Below are 16,976 nucleotides of genomic sequence, written 5' to 3' on the forward strand. Positions count from 1 at the left end.
ATGGAAAGGGGAACTTCATGGCAATCGATATCGGTATCAGTGAAGAAGATCGCAAGTCCATCGTCGATGGGCTGTCCCGCCTGTTGTCGGATACCTATGTGCTGTATCTGAAAACCCATAACTTTCATTGGAACGTCACCGGTCCGTCGTTCCGTACCCTGCACCTGATGTTCGAAGAGCAGTACACCGAGCTGGCGCTGGCGGTCGACTCGATTGCCGAGCGGATTCGTGCCTTGGGCTTCCCGGCGCCGGGGTCCTATGCCTTTTATGCGCGGCATTCTTCGATCAAGGAGGAGGAGGGCGTGCCGGCGGCGGACGAAATGATCCGTCAGTTGGTCCAGGGCCAGGAGGCGGTGGTGCGCACTGCACGCAGCATCTTCCCGGCGGTGGATAAGGTCAGCGATGAGCCGACCGCCGACTTGCTGACCCAGCGCATGCAGGTGCACGAAAAAACTGCCTGGATGCTGCGCTCCTTGCTCGACGATAGATAGTCGCCGCGTAGCGTCAGAAACGCCTGAAAAGCCCGACTGCCGGTAGTGCAGTCGGGCTTTTTGCGTTTCTGCGGGAAGGTTTTGCCGCTGCTTCGAAGGCGCAGGCTGGCGCTTCATGGTTGCCGTAGAGGCCCGGGTGCAGGGGCCATGGCAGTCGCGATGGAGTGGCCAAATGGCAGGCATGATGCAAGAACACAAACGAGGCGGTGGCCAGGGACGCTGGCCGAGCAAGCAATGCGTCGACCCCTTCAAGGCCGACTTCGACATGTTGCAGATCAGGCCGGTTTCGCGCTCGGTGCGGCTCAACGGGTTTTCCACCTGCCTGCGCCTGGAGGCGGTCTACTGGGGGATCCTGGAGCGTATCGCCGCGGCCAACTGCTGTTCGGTCAGCGCGGTGCTGTCCTATGTGGACCGCGAGGTGCATCTGCGCCAGGGTGGGGTCCGCAACTTCAGCGGCCTGATCCGCGTGATCTGCGTCGCCTGGCTACTTGATCCGCCGAGTGCACGCTGATCGCCAGGCGGGCTGCGCAGTGCTTGCTAACCATATATAATCCCGCTTTTTGCTGCCCCGGCAGCCAGCGTTTATGGTTGACGAGAGACACCCATGCCCCTTTATGACTATCAATGTGCGTCCTGCGAGCACCGCATGGAAGCGCTGCAGAAGATCAGCGCCGCGCCGCTGACCGATTGCCCGGCCTGTCAGGCGCCGGCGCTGAAGAAGCTGCTGTCGGTACCCGGCTTTCGCCTGAGCGGTACCGGTTGGTACGAAACCGACTTCAAGACCGGGGCGAAAAAGAATCTGGCAGGCGGCGACAAGGCCGACTGAGTTGAATGCTGTGACCGGGTCTTGCAGTATTAGCCCTCTGGGCGGCCAAGGCCTCCACCGAATACACGAATCACGAGAAGCGAAACCACCATCATGATGCGCAGCCATTATTGCGGCCAACTGAACGAGAGCCTGGACGGCCAGGAAGTCACCCTTTGCGGCTGGGTCCATCGTCGCCGCGACCACGGCGGGGTGATCTTCCTCGACATCCGTGACCGCGAGGGCATGGCCCAGGTCGTATTCGACCCTGATCGCGCCGAAACCTTCGCCGCCGCCGACCGCGTGCGCAGCGAGTACGTCGTGCAGATCACCGGCAAGGTACGCCGCCGTCCGGAAGGCGCGGTCAACCCGAACATGGCCTCCGGTGGCATCGAAGTGCTGGGCTACGAGCTACAGGTGCTCAACGAGGCCGAAACGCCGCCGTTCCCGCTCAACGAATACTCCGACGTCGGCGAGGAAACCCGCCTGCGTTACCGCTTCATCGACCTGCGTCGTCCGGAAATGGCCGACAAGCTGCGCCTGCGTTCGCGCATCACCAGCAGCATCCGTCGTTTCCTCGACGAAAACGGCTTCCTCGACGTCGAGACGCCGATCCTCACCCGCGCCACGCCAGAAGGTGCGCGTGACTACCTGGTGCCGAGCCGCACCCACGCCGGCAGCTTCTTTGCCCTGCCGCAGTCGCCCCAGCTGTTCAAGCAGCTGCTGATGGTTGCCGGTTTCGACCGCTACTACCAGATCGCCAAGTGCTTCCGCGACGAAGACCTGCGTGCTGACCGCCAGCCGGAATTCACCCAGATCGACATCGAGACCAGCTTCCTCGATGAATCCGAGATCATGGGCCTCACCGAGAGCATGATCCGCAAGCTGTTCAAGGAAGTCCTGGACCTGGAGTTCGGTGAGTTCCCGCACATGACCTTCGAAGAAGCCATGCGCCGTTACGGTTCCGACAAGCCAGACCTGCGCAACCCGCTGGAACTGGTCGACGTTGCCGATCAGCTCAAGGACGTCGACTTCAAGGTCTTCGCAGGCCCTGCCAACGATCCAAAATGCCGCGTTACCGCCCTGCGTCTGCCAGGCGGCGCCAGCATGCCGCGCAGCAAGATCGATGAGTACACCAAGTTCGTCGGCATCTACGGTGCCAAGGGCCTGGCGTACATCAAGGTCAACGAGCGCGCCAAGGGTGTCGAAGGCCTGCAGTCGCCGATCGTCAAGAACATCCCGGAAGCCAACCTCAACGTGATCCTCGATCGCGTGGGTGCAGTCGATGGCGACATCGTGTTCTTCGGCGCCGACAAGGCCAAGATCGTCAGCGAAGCCCTGGGCGCGCTGCGGATCAAGGTCGGTAACGACTTCAACCTGCACACCTGCGAATGGGCGCCGATGTGGGTTGTCGACTTCCCGATGTTCGAAGAGAACGAAGACGGCAGCTTCACTGCGCTGCACCATCCGTTCACTGCACCGAAGTGCTCCCCGCAAGAGCTGGAGGCCAACCCGGCCACCGCGCTGTCGCGTGCTTACGACATGGTGCTGAACGGCACCGAGCTGGGTGGCGGTTCGATCCGTATCCACCGCAAAGAGATGCAACAGGCGGTGTTCCGTCTGCTGGGTATCGAAGCGGCGGAACAGGAAGAGAAGTTCGGCTTCCTGCTCGACGCCCTGAAGTTCGGCGCGCCGCCTCACGGTGGCCTGGCCTTCGGCCTGGACCGTCTGGTCATGCTGATGACCGGCGCCCAGTCGATCCGTGAAGTGATCGCCTTCCCGAAAACTCAGAGCGCTGCCTGCGTCATGACCCAGGCCCCAGGCTTGGTCGACGCCAAGGCCTTGCGCGAGCTGCACATCCGCCTGCGCGAACAGACCAAGGTCGAGTAAGCGGACCCCGGGCGCATCCAGATGGATGCGCCTTTGCGTTACGGCGCAGGTTTTTTTGTCGTTGCGCCCCGTCAGGGGCGCAATTGTTTGTGTTTCAAAGAATTTGGAGTCGTTATGGCTGGTCATTCCAAGTGGGCGAACATCAAGCACCGCAAAGAGCGCCAGGATGCCAAGAGAGGCAAGGTCTTCACCAAGTGGATCCGCGAGCTGACCGTCGCCGCCAAGCAAGGCGGGGGTGATCCGGCGTCCAACCCGCGTCTGCGCCTGGCGCTGGACAAGGCCCTCGGCGCCAACATGAGCCGCGATATCATCGACCGCGCCGTTGCCCGTGGTGCTGGCACCAACGAAAGCGACAACGTCGAAGAGCTCAGCTACGAGGGCTACGGCCCCGGTGGCGTGGCGATCATGGTCGAAGCCATGACCGACAACCGCAACCGTACCGCTGCTGCCGTGCGTCATGCCTTCACCAAGTGTGGTGGCAACCTCGGTACCGATGGTTCAGTGGCCTACCTGTTCGAGCGCAAGGGCCAGATCAGCTTCGCGCCGGGCGTGGATGAAGACGCCTTGATGGAAGCCGCGATGGAGGCCGATGCCGACGACGTGGTGAGCAATGACGACGGCTCGTTCGACGTCTTCACCTCCTTCAGCAGCTTCTACGCCGTGCGTAATGCCCTGGAAGAGGCTGGCTTCAAGGCCGATGACGCCGAGATCGTCATGCAGCCGACCACCAGTGCCGAACTCGACCTGGAGGGCGCTGAGAAGGTGCTCAAGCTGATCGACATGCTCGAAGACCTGGATGACGTGCAGAACGTCTATTCCAATGCCCAGATTTCCGACGAGATCATGGAAAAACTCGGCTAAGGTTTTCCTTTGGCCTTTGCGGCCATTCGCGGGCAAGCCCGCTCCCACAGGTACCACACGGTTTCTGTGGGAGCGGGCTTGCCCGCGAATGGCCACTACTGATTGCAACGACATTGCAGGCGTTATGACTCTGATTCTTGGTATCGACCCAGGCTCGCGAATCACCGGTTACGGCGTGGTTCGCCAGACCGCCCGTGGTTGCGAGTATGTGGCGTCGGGTTGTATCCGCACGGGCAGTGGTGAGTTGCACGAACGTTTGCAGATCGTCTTTCGCGGTGTCAGCGAAATCATCAAGCAGCACGAGCCGGTGACCATGGGCATCGAACGGGTGTTCATGGCCCGTAACCCCGACTCGGCGCTCAAGCTTGGCCAGGCCCGCGGGGCGGCGATCGTGGCGGCAGCCGAGGCAGGGCTGGAAATCGCCGAGTACAGTGCTACCCAGGTCAAGCAGGCCGTCGCGGGTACGGGTGGGGCCAACAAGGAGCAAGTGATGATGATGGTCATGCACCTGCTCAAGTTGACGCAGAAACCCCAGATCGACGCCTCCGACGCCCTGGCCATCGCCCTGTGCCATGCCCATACCCGCTCCAGCCTGGTGCCGCATGGCCTGGCCACGGCACGGCGACGCGGTGGGCGCTTGCGTCTGTAGGCGCTTCATGCGCTGATACACATTTTGTTCGGGTGACAGGTTCACCCGTCGCATTTGCTGATAGGGTTGAGCGGTCTTTGACCGGCTCCCCGAGAGGAAGGATCGGAACGTGATTGGACGTTTGCGCGGCACCCTGGCGGAAAAGCAACCGCCGCACCTGATTATCGACGTCAATGGCGTGGGGTATGAGCTGGAAGTGCCCATGACCACCCTGTATCGCCTGCCCAAGGTCGGCGAAACGGTTACCGTGCACACCCACCTGGTGGTTCGCGAAGACGCCCATCTGCTCTACGGGTTTCACGAAAAGCGCGAACGCGAACTGTTCCGCGAACTCATTCGCCTCAATGGCGTCGGGCCCAAGCTGGCGCTGGCGTTGATGTCGGGCCTGGAGGCCGACGAGCTGGTGCGTTGCGTGCAGGCCCAGGACACCTCGGCCCTGGTGCGCGTGCCGGGTGTTGGCAAGAAGACCGCCGAGCGCCTGCTGGTCGAGCTCAAGGACCGCTTCAAGGCCTGGGAAACCTCGCCGGCCATGTTCACCTTGGTGTCCGACGGGCCGGTACCGGCCAGCAGCGCCTCCTCGGCCGAGGCCGATGCCGTCAGTGCGTTGGTCTCCCTGGGCTACAAGCCGCAGGAAGCCAGCAAGGCAGTGTCCGCCATCAAGGACAAGGCGGGCCTGAGCAGTGAAGAACTGATCCGCAGCAGCCTCAAAGGGATGATTACCAAGTGATCGAAGCCGACCGTCTGATCGCCGCCAGTGGGCGTGACCGCGAAGAGGTCCAGGACCGCGCGATCCGCCCCCTGCGCCTGGACGACTACATCGGGCAGCCCGTGGTGCGCGAGCAGATGTCGCTGTTCATCCAGGCCGCCCGGGGGCGCAGCGAGTCGCTTGACCATACCTTGATCTTCGGCCCGCCAGGGTTGGGCAAGACCACCCTGGCCAACATCATCGCCCACGAGATGGGCGTGTCGGTCAAGAGTACCTCGGGGCCTATTCTCGAACGCCCGGGCGACTTGGCGGCGATGCTGACCAACCTTGAGCCCCATGACGTGCTGTTCATCGACGAAATTCACCGGCTTTCACCGGTCGTCGAAGAAGTGCTCTACCCGGCGATGGAAGACTTCCAGCTCGACATCATGATCGGCGAAGGGCCTGCCGCCCGTTCGATCAAGCTCGACCTGCCGCCCTTCACTCTGGTGGGGGCCACCACCCGCGCCGGCATGCTGACCAACCCGCTGCGTGACCGCTTCGGCATCGTCCAGCGCCTGGAGTTTTACAGCGACAAGGACCTGGCGACCATCGTCAGCCGTTCCGCAGGCATCCTAGGCCTGGTCATCGAAGACCAGGGCGCCTTCGAAATCGCCCGGCGTGCCCGTGGCACGCCACGTATCGCCAACCGCCTGCTGCGCCGTGTGCGCGACTATGCAGAAGTGCGCGGCAAGGGCCAGATCACCAAGGCTGTGGCTGACCTGGCGCTGAACCTGCTTGATGTCGACGAGCGTGGTTTCGACCATTCCGACCGCCGTCTGCTGTTGACCATGATCGAGAAGTTCGACGGTGGCCCGGTGGGCGTGGACAACCTCGCGGCCGCCATCAGCGAAGAGCGCCACACCATCGAAGACGTGCTCGAACCCTACCTGATCCAGCAGGGTTACATCATGCGCACGCCGCGCGGCCGCGTGGTCACCCGGCATGCCTACCTGCACTTTGGCCTGAATATTCCCGGGCGCCTGGGGGAGGGTGGTGATTTTTCCGAGCCAGGCGATGAATGACAGATCAAACCCGGCTTTTTGTGGTCCTACCGCTGGCATGCCACTGGCGCGCTGGCAATAAGACATTAATGAAGAAAAAACAGTTGCCGCAGCGGATTGGCAAGCTGAGGAGTAAGCACTAGAGTATGCGCGCGCAAAATCAGCTCGAACCGTTCGCCCACCGTTGTCGCGTCTATTACGAAGACACCGATGCGGGCGGCGTGGTGTATTACGTCAACTACCTGAAATTCATGGAGCGCGCGCGTACCGAGCGGCTGCGGCATCTGGGCTTTTCCCAATCGCAGCTGGCCGGTGAAAACCTGTTGTTCGTGGTCCATTCCAGCGAGGCGCGCTACCACGCGCCGGCGCGTCTGGACGATGAACTGCGGGTTACCGCGCAAGTACTTGAACTCAATCGTGCCAGCCTGCGTTTCGTACAGCAGGTCTGGCGGGAAAAGGATGAAACGCTGCTCTGCGAGGGGCAGTTCCTGGTGGCCGCCGTGCGCGCCGACACTTTCAAACCCCGAGCCATACCCCCCCAGCTGCGCGACGCCTTTATGGCGGACGGCTCGGGTACACAATCGAATGCAGGAGAATAAGCGTGGAAGCTAACGTCGTCGACCATACCTCCATGTGGAGTCTGGTCAGCAATGCCAGCGTGGTGGTACAGCTGGTAATGCTGATCCTGGTGGCCGCCTCGGTCACCTCATGGATCATGATCTTTCAGCGCAGCACCATGCTGCGCGCCGGTCGTCGTGCGCTGGATGCCTTCGAGGAGCGCTTCTGGTCGGGTATCGACCTGTCCAAGCTGTACCGTCAGGCAGGCAGCAACCCAGACCCGGATTCGGGCGTGGAGCAGGTCTTCCGCGCAGGTTTCAAAGAGTTCTCGCGCCTGCGCCAGCAGCCGGGTGTCGACCCGGACGCGGTCATGGAAGGCGTTGGCCGGGCCATGCGCGTGGCCATTTCGCGTGAGGAAGAAAAGCTCGAGCAGAGCCTGCCATTCCTCGCCACCGTTGGTTCGACCAGCCCGTACATCGGCCTGTTCGGTACCGTGTGGGGCATCATGAACTCCTTCCGCGGCCTGGCCAGCGCCCAGCAGGCCACCCTGGCCACGGTTGCCCCAGGTATCGCCGAAGCCCTGATCGCCACCGCCATCGGCCTGTTCGCGGCAATCCCTGCGGTTATCGCCTACAACCGATTCGCCGCGCGCAGCGAAGTGCTGATCGGTCGTTACTACACCTTCGCCGACGAGTTCCAGGCGATCCTGCACCGCAAAGTGCACACCAGCGAAGAGTAATCAGGTAGAAGCCCATGGCCCGAGTTCGCCACAAACGCAAGCCGGTCGCCGAGATGAACGTGGTGCCCTACATCGACGTGATGCTGGTGCTGCTGGTCATCTTCATGGTGACGGCCCCCATGCTCAACCAGGGCGTGAAGGTCGACCTGCCCAAGGTTTCCAGTGAAGCCTTGCCGCAGGACAACAACGTCCAGATCCTCACCATCTCCATCAAGGCCGACAAAACCTACTACTGGAACCTCGGCAGCGAAGTCGATACCGACAAGCAGATGGACAAGGCCATGACCTTGCCCGACATGACCAACGCAGTGACCAAGATCATTGCCGCCGGCCGTGACCAGGGCAAGCAGACCCAGGTCTTCATTCGTGGCGACAAGGCTGTCGACTACGGCGCCGTCATGGGCGCCATGGGCGGGTTGCAGAAGGCCGGTGTCGGTAACGTTGGCCTGATTACCGAGGCGCCCTGATGCAACAGCGAGAGCCATCCGCCTCGGAAAGCTACTTCTGGCCCAGTGTCTGGGCCATCGGCCTGCATGTGCTGGTGTTCGCCATGCTGTTCGTCAGTTTTGCCATGACGCCTGAACTGCCGCCTTCCAAGCCGATCGTCCAAGCTACCCTGTATCAGCTCAAGTCCAAGAGCCAGGCGACTACCCAGACCAATCAGAAGATTGCCGGGGAAGCGAAGAAAACCGCCTCGCGCCAGACCGAAGTCGAGCAGCTTGAACAGAAGAAGGTCGAGCAAGAGGCCGTGAAGGCCGCGGAACAAAAGAAAGCCGACGCCGCTCAAAAGGCCGAGGAGGCTCGCGAGGCTGCCGAGGCCAAGAAGGCTGAGGCCGCCGAGGCCAAGAAAGCTGAAGCCGCCGAAGCCAAGAAGGCTGAGGAAGCTGCCAAGGCCACCGAGGCCAAGAAAGCCGCCGAAGCCAAGAAAGCCGAGGAGGCGAAGAAGGCCGCCGAGAAGCAACAGGCCGACATCGCCAAGAAAAAGGCTGAGGAAGAGGCCAAGAAGAAAGCCGCCGAGGACGCCAAGAAAGAGGCTGCCGAGGAAGCGAAAAAACAAGCCGCCGAGGACGCCAAGAAAAAGGCAGCCGAAGAGGCCAAGAAGAAAGCAGCCGAGGACGCCAAGAAGAAAGCGGCGGCCGAGGATGCGAAGAAGAAGGCAGCTGAAGAGGCCAAGAAAAAGGCCGCGGCAGACGCCCAGAAGAAAAAGGCACAGGAAGCGGCCCGCAAGTCGGCGGAAGACAAGAAAGCCCAGGCCCTGGCCGAGCTGTTGTCCGACACCACCGAGCGGCAGCAGGCACTGGCTGATGAGCAAGGCGACCAGGTGGCCGGCAGTTTCGACGACCTGATCCGTTTGCGAGCGGCCGAAGGCTGGGCGCGTCCGCCTTCCGCGCGTAAGGGCATGACGGTGGTCCTGCAGATCAACATGTTGCCAGATGGCACCATCACCAATGCCAGCGTTCTGCGCTCCAGTGGCGACGGTCCGTTCGACAGTTCGGCGGTGGCAGCAGTGAAGAACATCGGTCGTCTGACCGAAATGCAGGGTATGAAGCCGAGCGATTTCAATCAGTATCGTTCGTTCAAGATGACATTTACACCTGAGGATCTAGCGTTGTGATTAAACGTCTGAGAGGACTGCTGGTCATGCTCTGCTGCGTAGCAGGCATGGCGGTGGCAGATGAAAAGAACATCCTGGTCACCAGTGGCAGCGACCGGGCCACGCCCATCGCGGTAGTGCCGTTCGGTCTGCAGGGCGGCAGCGTGCTGCCCGAAGACATGGCCGACATCATTGGCAACGACCTGCGCAACTCCGGCTACTACTCGCCGATCCCACGGCAGAACATGATCAGCCAGCCATCCCAGGCCAGCGAAGTCATCTTCCGCGACTGGAAAGCGCTGGGTGCCCAGTACGTGATGGTCGGCAGCATCGTGCCGTCGGGCGGGCGCCTGCAGGTGCAGTACGCCCTGTTCAACGTCGCCACCGAGCAGCAAGTGCTGACCGGTAGCGTGGCGGGCAGCGTTGACCAGCTGCGCGACATGTCGCACTACATCGCCGACCAGTCGTTCGAAAAACTCACCGGTATCAAGGGTGCGTTCTCGACGCGCATGCTGTACGTGACGGCCGAGCGTTTCTCCACCAACAACACCCGTTACACCCTGCAGCGTTCGGACTACGACGGTGCTCGGGCGGTGACCCTGCTGCAATCGCGTGAGCCGATCCTGTCGCCACGCTTTGCACCGGATGGCAAGCGTATTGCCTATGTGTCGTTCGAGCAGAAGCGCCCGCGCATTTTCGTTCAGCACATCGATACCGGTCGCCGTGAGCAGGTCACCAACTTCGAAGGCCTCAACGGTGCGCCGGCCTGGTCGCCTGACGGTTCGCGCCTGGCGTTCGTGCTGTCCAAAGATGGCAACCCGGACATCTACGTGATGAACGTGGCTTCGCGTCAGATCAGCCGTGTCACTGCCGGCCCCGGTATCAACACCGAGCCGTTCTGGGGCAAGGATGGCAACACCCTGTACTTCACCTCCGACCGTGGTGGCAAGCCACAGATCTACAAACAGTCGGTCAGTGGTGGTAGCGCCGAGCGCGTAACTTTCGTCGGCAACTACAACGCCAACCCGAAACTTTCGGCGGACGAAAAGACGCTGGTGATGATCCACCGTCAGCAGGGCTTCACCAACTTCAAAGTGGCGGCACAGGACTTGCAGCGCGGAAGTGTAAAGATTCTCTCTGAAACAAGTCTTGATGAGTCTCCCACTGTTGCGCCAAACGGCACCATGCTAATCTACGCCACCCGCCAGCAGGGCCGGGGAGTCTTGATGCTCGTGTCGCTTAATGGCCGCGTGAGGCTCCCACTTCCTACCGCTCAAGGCGAAGTCAGAGAACCGTCCTGGTCCCCTTTCCTGAACTGATTGCGGCGTAATACGTTTTGCTTAACACACTGGGGTTTCATTAGGAGTTTCACGATGGAAATGCTGAAGTTTGGTAAATTCGCTGCGCTGGCTCTGGCCATGGCTGTAGCTGTAGGTTGCTCCTCGAAGGGCGGCGACAACGCTGGTGAAGGCGCTGCTGTCGATCCGAACGCTGGCTACGGTGCAAACACCGGCGCCGTTGACGGTTCCCTGAGCGAAGAAGCCGCCCTGCGCGCAATCACCACCTTCTACTTCGAATACGACAGCTCGGACCTGAAGCCAGAAGCCATGCGCGCTCTGGACGTTCACGCCAAGGACCTGAAGTCCAACGGCAACCGCGTTGTTCTGGAAGGCAACACCGACGAGCGCGGCACCCGCGAGTACAACATGGCTCTGGGTGAGCGTCGTGCCAAGGCCGTTCAGCGTTACCTGGTTCTGCAGGGCGTTTCCCCTGCTCAACTGGAACTGGTCTCCTACGGTGAAGAGCGTCCTGTTGCCACTGGCAACGACGAGCAATCCTGGGCTCAGAACCGTCGCGTAGAACTGCGTAAGTAAGTTCCTATGCGAATGTGCCGCCGTGTTGTAACCGTCCTCGCACTCAGCCTGCCGCTCGCGGCCTGGGCTGAGATCCCTGTAGTAGATGACAACGCAGGCGGTTATCCGCCTGCGGGTTATGGCACGAGCGGCGCCTATGCCGGGGCAGGGGCTTCGGCCCCTGCCTCTGCGCAGGGGCAGCTGTTCATGCAGCTGCAACAGATGCAGGATCAGCTTTCCCGCCAGCAAGGCATCATCGAAGAGTTGCAAAACGATGTGTCGCGCATGAAGCAGGAGAACCTGGAGCGTTACCAGGATCTGGACCGTCGCATCAACAGTGGTGCCGCGCCTGCCGCGACCCCTGACAATTCCGCTACCGGTGGTGCATCCAATGCCGCCCCCGGTGCAGCAGCAGGCGCCGCTGGCGCTGCTGCACAACAACCGGCCGCCAGCAGCGAGCCCGGTGATCCGGCGAAAGAGAAGCTCTATTACGATGCCGCTTTCGACCTGATCAAGCAGAAGGACTTCGACAAGGCCAGCCAGGCGTTCAACGCCTTCCTGCGCAAATACCCCAACAGCCAGTACGCCGGCAACGCCCAGTACTGGCTGGGTGAGGTGAACCTGGCCAAGGGTGACCTGCCAGGTGCCAGCCAGGCATTTGCCCAGGTGAGCCAGAAGTACCCCAAGCACAGCAAAGTGCCTGATTCGCTGTACAAGCTGGCCGACGTCGAACGCCGCATGGGCCACACCGACAAGGTCAAAGGCATTTTGCAGCAAGTCATCACCCAGTACCCCGGCACGTCTGCCGCGCAACTGGCGCAGCGTGACCTGCAGAAGCTCTAAGCTGCACCCTTCGAAAGAAACCCGCGCCAGTCGCGGGTTTTTTCGTTAGAATTACTGCCCTTTTTCTTAAACACGCTGCTGCGGATAACGCCATGTCGAGTCCGCGACAGTGCCTGACGGAGGCGGACAGCCTGTTTAGCTGTCACGCCCGTGGCGATCATGCAAGACACATTACGCATCACCGAAGTCTTTTACTCTTTGCAGGGTGAAACACGAACGGCTGGGCTGCCCACGGTATTCGTGCGCCTGACCGGTTGCCCCCTGCGCTGTCAGTACTGCGACAGTGCCTACGCGTTCACTGGCGGCACCCTTCGCACCCTCGATTCGATCATGGAACAGGTGGCCGGCTTCAAACCGCGCTATGTCTGCGTCACTGGCGGTGAGCCGTTGGCCCAGCCCAATGCTTTGCCGTTGCTCCAGCAGTTGTGCGATGCCGGCTACGAAGTCTCGCTGGAGACCAGTGGCGCGCTGGATATTTCGGGTACCGACACCCGCGTCAGTCGCGTGGTCGACCTGAAGACCCCAGGCTCCGAGGAGTCGCACCGAAATCGCTACGAGAACATCGAGCACCTGACCCGCAATGACCAGGTCAAGTTCGTGATCTGCTCCCGCGAGGATTATGACTGGGCCGTGTCCAAGCTGATCCAGTACAACCTGGCCGAGCGTGCCGGCGAGGTGTTGTTCTCGCCTAGTCACCATCAGGTGAGCGCGAGCGACCTGGCTGACTGGATCATTGCCGACAACCTGCCCGTACGTTTCCAGTTGCAGCTGCACAAGCTTTTGTGGAACGACGAACCCGGACGTTGATTGAGGAGTAGCAGTACATGACTGAGAAACGCGCGGTAATCCTGCTGTCTGGCGGCCTGGACTCGGCCACCGTCGTGGCCATGGCCCAAGCTGAGGGCTACAGCTGTTACACCATGAGTTTCGACTACGGCCAGCGTCATCGGGCTGAGCTCGATGCGGCCGCCCGCGTCGCGCGTGATCTGGGCGTGGTCGAGCACAAGGTCATTGGCCTGAGCCTGGACGGTATTGGTGGCTCAGCCCTGACCGACAGCAGCATCGATGTACCGGAAGCCCCCGGTAAGGGTATCCCGGTCACCTACGTGCCTGCGCGCAACACGGTCTTCCTGTCCTTAGCCCTGGGCTGGGCGGAGGTGCTTGAAGCGCGTGACATCTTCATCGGCGTCAATGCCGTGGATTATTCCGGTTACCCGGACTGCCGCCCAGAATTCGTCGAAGCCTTCGAGCGTATGGCCAACCTGGCGACCAAGGCGGGTGTCGAAGGGCAGGGCTTCCGTATCCAGGCGCCATTGCAGAACATGAGCAAGGCGCAGATCGTACAGGCCGGCATCGCCCGTGGTGTGGACTACAGCCTGACGGTTTCCTGCTACCAAGCCGATGACCAGGGCCGTGCCTGCGGCAAGTGCGACAGCTGCCGCCTGCGTGCCGATGGTTTCAAGGCCGCCGGCATTACGGACCCGACGCGTTATTTTTGAAAAATTTTATGATGAGGTGTTGATTTCTCGTTAGAAATCAGTATTATACGCGCCATCCAACGGGTCGTTAGCTCAGTTGGTAGAGCAGTTGGCTTTTAACCAATTGGTCGTAGGTTCGAATCCTACACGACCCACCATACGCAGTAAGTCAAAGCCCGCTACCGGCAACGGTCGCGGGCTTTGTCGTTTCTGGCTTGTGCTGCCGCCGATGGGCCGCAAAGCGGCCCGATTACTCGGCCCACTCCGGATCACCGGTAAACACCACGGTCAACCAGCGGTCCGGCCCTTCGCCGCCCACGGCGTCGCCGATTTCATTGCGCAGCGCATCCCACTCATCGATGGTCTTCGCGCCCATGCCCGTAGGCACGATGAAGTACAGCTCGATTTCCCGCGAGCGCCCGACCTTGGCCACATAGGCGCGGTACGACTGCAGCCCGTGGCGGGCGACGAATGCCTTGGCGACTTCGTCGACATGCAGTTTGAGGTCGCTTGGCGTCACCAGGAAAATTTCCGAAAACGCCTGGCGTACCACCGACAGCGGCAATGGAATGATCACCAGGCAGACCAGCGCCAGCACCGCTGGGTCGATGTATGGAGACATCCACTCCCACTGCGTGCCTTGCACCGCATAACCAAAGCAGAAGGCGATCAGCAACGCGGCGGTAATGCTTGCTGACATCACCCAGCCCTTGACGTCCATGCGCACGAAGTCCGAACCCAGTTTGCGGTTGGCGCGTGCTTCGACGACCGCGATGGTGGCGCAGGCAATCACGGTCAGTAACGCGTAAACCATGGCAATGCCAAACTCCAGATGCCGCCCGCCCTGCAGCACGCTGCTGACGGCGTTGATCAGCGCATACAGGGCCACACCGCTAAGCAGGATGCCATTGAGCGCCAGGACCATCGGTTCCAGGTGCCAGAAGCCCATGGTGAACCGCTCGCGCAATTTGCGCGACATCTGCAGGCTGGTGGCGTGCGAGGTAATCAGTTTGACCACCACCAGCGACAGGCCGCTCATGCTGGCGTCGACCAGGGAATAGACGCCGTCGAAAATGATCGAGAACGAACCGGATGCCAGGCCGAAGGCGATGCCGATGGTGGCGATGAACAAGGTGACGGCGATCGAGGTGCGTAGCAGGCCTTGCTCGCTGGTGATGTCGAAGAAGGGGGTTTTGTTTGCTGCTTCCATGGGTAAAGCTCTTTCAAAAAGGTGGGTTGCCTGTACTGGCTTCTTCGCGGGGCAAGCCCGCTCCTACAGGTGCGACACCGCCCTCAAGGCTGGCGACCATCCTGTGGGAGCGGGCTTGCCCCGCGAAGAGGCCAGTACAGACTAAACGCGGAACTGCTCCATCAAGGCTTGCTGCTGATTGGCCAGCCGGTTCAGCGCCTGGCTGATCCGCGCCGATTCATCAGCCTGGCCAGACAGCGATTCTGTCACATCGCGAATGCCAGCCACGTTACGGTTCACTTCTTCGGCCACTGCGCTCTGCTCTTCCGCCGCCGAGGCGATCTGCAGGTTCATGTCGCTGATCACCGCCACCGCTTCGCCGATACGCTGCAGCGCTGGCAGCGCCTGCTCCATGCGCGTTGCGCTGGCCTGGGCCTGGCGCTGGCCTTCATGCATGGCGCCTACCACATCCTGGGTGCCTTGTTGCAGGCCTTCGATGACCTGGCGGATCTCCTCGACCGACACCTGAGTACGTTGCGCCAGGCTGCGCACTTCATCGGCGACCACGGCAAAGCCGCGTCCGGCCTCGCCGGCGCGTGCCGCTTCGATCGCGGCATTGAGCGCGAGCAAGTTGGTCTGCTCGGCAATCGCGCGGATCACATCCAGCACCGTGCCGATCTGCTCGCTGCGGCTTTCCAGGGCGCGGGCCTCGTCCATCGCGGTGTTCATGTCGGCTGCCAGGCGGTCGATGGCCTGGCGGGTGCTGGCAATCAGCTGCAGGCCGTCGCGGCTGGCCTGGTCGGCGCCACGCGCGGCCTGGGCTGCCTGCGAGGCATTGTGGGCGACGTCCAACGCGGTGGCGCTCATTTCGTTGGCGGCCGTGGCCACCTGCTCGATTTCCCGGTGTTGCTGCTGCATGCCGTTGCTGGTCTGGCTGGCGATGGCTGCGGACTGGTCGGCGGTGCCGCGGGCCTCCTGTAGCGAACCTTTGACCTGGGCGATCACCGGTTGGAGCTTGTCGAGGAAGCGGTTGAACCAGCCGGTCAGCTGGCCCAGTTCGTCCTGGCGGGCGTAGTCCAGGCGGCGCGTCAGGTCGCCTTCGCCGCTGGCGATGTCTTCCAGGCGCGCCGCTACGGCAAGGATCGGCCGGGTTACGCCGCGGGCGGTCAGCCAGACCAGCGCCAGGCCCAGCACAGCAGCGCCGAGGCCGATCAGCAGGCTGGTAATGTTGGCGCGCTGGTTGTGCGCGTCCAGGCGTTGGTTGAGGGCGACTGCTGGCGCTTGCAGCACGCTTTCCGGCAACTCCAGCAACACCTGCCAGGGGGCGGCGTCGGGGATGGGGGCGAACGGGTGGGCAACGCGCAGCAGGCCGCTTGCCACGGCCTTGTCCAGCACCTTGCCGAGCTGGGTGCTGTCACGGCTGTGGCCCGCCAGCAGGCCGGCGGGGCTGACTATGCTGACTTGGCCCTGGCCATCGAACAGTTCCTCGCGACCGTCCAGGCTTAGTTGTTGCAAGTTGTCCAGGCCAATGTCCAGGCCTACCACGCCGATGACCTTGCCGTTGTCCAGCAGGGGCAGGGCAATGCTGGTCATCAGCACCTGACGGCCATTGACCTCGTCGAGGTACGGCTCAAGCATGCAGGTCTGGGCCGTCTCTTGCGGGCAGGTCAGCCAGCGGTTCTGGGGGCTGCCGCTGGTGCTGATACGGGTATCGGCCAGCATCGACTCAGGCATGGCCTCGTGTTCCAGGGTGCCGGGGCGGGGTTGTGACCAGTACAGCGAGAAGCGCCCGCTGTCGTTGCTGCCCACGGCATCCTGGCCAACGAACTGGCTGTCCTGGTGGTCCAGGGCATTGGGCTGGAACACCAGGTACAGGCCGATCACATCTGGGTTGCCGGCCAGGCTGGCACGCGCTTCGCGGGTCAGTTCGGCGCGCAGGTCGCTGCCGCCACGGGCTTTCAGCACCTGCACCAGGCGGCGAAAGCCATTGCCATATTGATAAGCGTCCATGACGTAGCGCTGGATGCGCAGCGCCTGGGTTTGGGCGTGAGCCTGCAGGCGCAGGCGCGCGCTCTGGTCGAGCATTTCGGTATTGGCCTGGTTGACCAGTGCTGCGCTGCGCCGGGCCTGGGTCAGCGAGGTGGCGACCAGCAGGGCGACAATGGCCAGCAGGCACAGGCCGGCAAGCAGGGTGATCTTCCACTGGATGGAGAGGCGGCGCAGCGGCATGAGGGCTTTCCTTTTCGATCAAGGACAACGCCCGCGATCAGGCGCGGG

19 protein-coding genes, 1 tRNA gene and 1 pseudogene are annotated in these 16,976 nt (G+C 62.0%); 18 read left to right on the forward strand and 3 right to left on the reverse strand.

Annotated elements, in window-relative coordinates:
- Positions 1-17: 17 nt before the first annotated feature.
- From OGV19_RS02400 to OGV19_RS02485, 18 genes are all read left to right on the forward strand, one after another.
- A complete protein-coding gene (locus OGV19_RS02400; protein WP_264311961.1) occupies positions 18-491 on the forward strand; it encodes a Dps family protein in 474 nt (157 codons plus the stop codon).
- A 181-nt stretch (positions 492-672) separates the two neighbouring features.
- Positions 673-1,002: a ribbon-helix-helix domain-containing protein gene (locus OGV19_RS02405; protein WP_264313878.1), complete on the forward strand. Its 330-nt coding sequence runs from the start codon at positions 673-675 to the stop codon at positions 1,000-1,002.
- A gap of 93 nt (positions 1,003-1,095) precedes the next feature.
- The gene (locus OGV19_RS02410; RefSeq protein WP_033699849.1) at positions 1,096-1,317 is read left to right on the forward strand and encodes an FmdB family zinc ribbon protein; all 222 of its coding nucleotides are present in this window, start codon (positions 1,096-1,098) and stop codon (positions 1,315-1,317) included.
- 93 nt (positions 1,318-1,410) lie between these two features.
- Positions 1,411-3,186, forward strand: coding sequence for an aspartate--tRNA ligase (gene aspS / locus OGV19_RS02415; protein ID WP_264311962.1), 1,776 nt, complete (start codon positions 1,411-1,413; stop codon positions 3,184-3,186).
- 114 nt (positions 3,187-3,300) lie between these two features.
- Positions 3,301-4,047, forward strand: coding sequence for a YebC/PmpR family DNA-binding transcriptional regulator (locus OGV19_RS02420; protein ID WP_264311963.1), 747 nt, complete (start codon positions 3,301-3,303; stop codon positions 4,045-4,047).
- Between the two features lie 124 nt (positions 4,048-4,171).
- Positions 4,172-4,696, forward strand: coding sequence for a crossover junction endodeoxyribonuclease RuvC (gene ruvC / locus OGV19_RS02425; RefSeq protein WP_264311964.1), 525 nt, complete (start codon positions 4,172-4,174; stop codon positions 4,694-4,696).
- A 109-nt stretch (positions 4,697-4,805) separates the two neighbouring features.
- Positions 4,806-5,423: a Holliday junction branch migration protein RuvA gene (gene ruvA / locus OGV19_RS02430; RefSeq protein WP_264311965.1), complete on the forward strand. Its 618-nt coding sequence runs from the start codon at positions 4,806-4,808 to the stop codon at positions 5,421-5,423.
- Positions 5,420-6,466, forward strand: coding sequence for a Holliday junction branch migration DNA helicase RuvB (gene ruvB, locus OGV19_RS02435; RefSeq protein ID WP_264311966.1), 1,047 nt, complete (start codon positions 5,420-5,422; stop codon positions 6,464-6,466). The genes ruvA and ruvB overlap by 4 nt, the downstream gene beginning before the upstream one ends.
- Positions 6,467-6,591: 125 nt before the next feature.
- Positions 6,592-7,044, forward strand: coding sequence for a tol-pal system-associated acyl-CoA thioesterase (gene ybgC, locus OGV19_RS02440; protein WP_264311967.1), 453 nt, complete (start codon positions 6,592-6,594; stop codon positions 7,042-7,044).
- Between the two features lie 2 nt (positions 7,045-7,046).
- Positions 7,047-7,742 carry a protein TolQ gene (gene tolQ / locus OGV19_RS02445; RefSeq protein ID WP_008090219.1) on the forward strand — a complete coding sequence of 232 codons (696 nt, stop codon included), beginning with the start codon at positions 7,047-7,049 and terminating at the stop codon, positions 7,740-7,742.
- A gap of 14 nt (positions 7,743-7,756) precedes the next feature.
- On the forward strand, positions 7,757-8,209 hold the full coding sequence (gene tolR, locus OGV19_RS02450) for a protein TolR (protein WP_012273765.1): 453 nt from the start codon (positions 7,757-7,759) through the stop codon (positions 8,207-8,209).
- Entirely contained in the window at positions 8,209-9,357 is a 1,149-nt protein-coding gene (gene tolA, locus OGV19_RS02455) for a cell envelope integrity protein TolA (RefSeq protein WP_264311968.1), read from the forward strand. The genes tolR and tolA overlap by 1 nt, the downstream gene beginning before the upstream one ends.
- A gap of 26 nt (positions 9,358-9,383) precedes the next feature.
- Positions 9,384-10,655 carry a Tol-Pal system beta propeller repeat protein TolB gene (tolB, locus tag OGV19_RS02460; protein WP_264311969.1) on the forward strand — a complete coding sequence of 424 codons (1,272 nt, stop codon included), beginning with the start codon at positions 9,384-9,386 and terminating at the stop codon, positions 10,653-10,655.
- A gap of 54 nt (positions 10,656-10,709) precedes the next feature.
- Positions 10,710-11,210: a peptidoglycan-associated lipoprotein Pal gene (gene pal, locus OGV19_RS02465; RefSeq protein WP_012273762.1), complete on the forward strand. Its 501-nt coding sequence runs from the start codon at positions 10,710-10,712 to the stop codon at positions 11,208-11,210.
- A 6-nt stretch (positions 11,211-11,216) separates the two neighbouring features.
- Positions 11,217-12,032, forward strand: coding sequence for a tol-pal system protein YbgF (gene ybgF, locus OGV19_RS02470; RefSeq protein ID WP_264311970.1), 816 nt, complete (start codon positions 11,217-11,219; stop codon positions 12,030-12,032).
- A 159-nt stretch (positions 12,033-12,191) separates the two neighbouring features.
- Entirely contained in the window at positions 12,192-12,839 is a 648-nt protein-coding gene (gene queE / locus OGV19_RS02475; protein WP_264311971.1) for a 7-carboxy-7-deazaguanine synthase QueE, read from the forward strand.
- Between the two features lie 17 nt (positions 12,840-12,856).
- A complete protein-coding gene (queC, locus tag OGV19_RS02480) occupies positions 12,857-13,531 on the forward strand; it encodes a 7-cyano-7-deazaguanine synthase QueC (protein ID WP_264311972.1) in 675 nt (224 codons plus the stop codon).
- Between the two features lie 61 nt (positions 13,532-13,592).
- Positions 13,593-13,668: transfer RNA gene (locus OGV19_RS02485), tRNA-Lys, on the forward strand.
- Between the two features lie 92 nt (positions 13,669-13,760).
- Here the strand turns inward: OGV19_RS02485 and OGV19_RS02490 are convergent.
- The 3 genes and pseudogenes from OGV19_RS02490 to OGV19_RS27700 form a co-directional block, all read right to left on the reverse strand.
- Positions 13,761-14,720, reverse strand: a complete 960-nt coding sequence (locus OGV19_RS02490) for a cation diffusion facilitator family transporter (protein WP_264311973.1) — start codon at positions 14,718-14,720, stop codon at positions 13,761-13,763.
- Between the two features lie 141 nt (positions 14,721-14,861).
- Positions 14,862-15,617, reverse strand: coding sequence for a methyl-accepting chemotaxis protein (locus OGV19_RS27695; RefSeq protein WP_413470124.1), 756 nt, complete (start codon positions 15,615-15,617; stop codon positions 14,862-14,864).
- Positions 15,618-15,719: 102 nt separating this feature from the next.
- Positions 15,720-16,928, reverse strand: a pseudogene (locus OGV19_RS27700) (HAMP domain-containing protein); the annotation flags it as partial.
- Positions 16,929-16,976: the final 48 nt, after the last annotated feature.

It is taken from the genome of Pseudomonas putida (genome assembly GCF_025905425.1).
GTDB classification, from domain to species: Bacteria; Pseudomonadota; Gammaproteobacteria; order Pseudomonadales; family Pseudomonadaceae; genus Aquipseudomonas; species Aquipseudomonas putida_AF.

Coding starts and splice junctions, on each gene's coding strand:
- OGV19_RS02400 (WP_264311961.1), top strand. CDS start 18: ATGGCAATCGATATCGGTATCAGTGAAGAAGATCGCAAGTCCATCGTC.
- OGV19_RS02405 (WP_264313878.1), top strand. CDS start 673: ATGATGCAAGAACACAAACGAGGCGGTGGCCAGGGACGCTGGCCGAGC.
- OGV19_RS02410 (WP_033699849.1), top strand. CDS start 1,096: ATGCCCCTTTATGACTATCAATGTGCGTCCTGCGAGCACCGCATGGAA.
- aspS (WP_264311962.1), top strand. CDS start 1,411: ATGATGCGCAGCCATTATTGCGGCCAACTGAACGAGAGCCTGGACGGC.
- OGV19_RS02420 (WP_264311963.1), top strand. CDS start 3,301: ATGGCTGGTCATTCCAAGTGGGCGAACATCAAGCACCGCAAAGAGCGC.
- ruvC (WP_264311964.1), top strand. CDS start 4,172: ATGACTCTGATTCTTGGTATCGACCCAGGCTCGCGAATCACCGGTTAC.
- ybgC (WP_264311967.1), top strand. CDS start 6,592: ATGCGCGCGCAAAATCAGCTCGAACCGTTCGCCCACCGTTGTCGCGTC.
- tolR (WP_012273765.1), top strand. CDS start 7,757: ATGGCCCGAGTTCGCCACAAACGCAAGCCGGTCGCCGAGATGAACGTG.
- tolA (WP_264311968.1), top strand. CDS start 8,209: ATGCAACAGCGAGAGCCATCCGCCTCGGAAAGCTACTTCTGGCCCAGT.
- tolB (WP_264311969.1), top strand. CDS start 9,384: ATGCTCTGCTGCGTAGCAGGCATGGCGGTGGCAGATGAAAAGAACATC.
- pal (WP_012273762.1), top strand. CDS start 10,710: ATGGAAATGCTGAAGTTTGGTAAATTCGCTGCGCTGGCTCTGGCCATG.
- ybgF (WP_264311970.1), top strand. CDS start 11,217: ATGCGAATGTGCCGCCGTGTTGTAACCGTCCTCGCACTCAGCCTGCCG.
- queE (WP_264311971.1), top strand. CDS start 12,192: ATGCAAGACACATTACGCATCACCGAAGTCTTTTACTCTTTGCAGGGT.
- queC (WP_264311972.1), top strand. CDS start 12,857: ATGACTGAGAAACGCGCGGTAATCCTGCTGTCTGGCGGCCTGGACTCG.
- OGV19_RS02490 (WP_264311973.1), bottom strand. CDS start 14,720: ATGGAAGCAGCAAACAAAACCCCCTTCTTCGACATCACCAGCGAGCAA.
- OGV19_RS27695 (WP_413470124.1), bottom strand. CDS start 15,617: ATGCAGCAGCAACACCGGGAAATCGAGCAGGTGGCCACGGCCGCCAAC.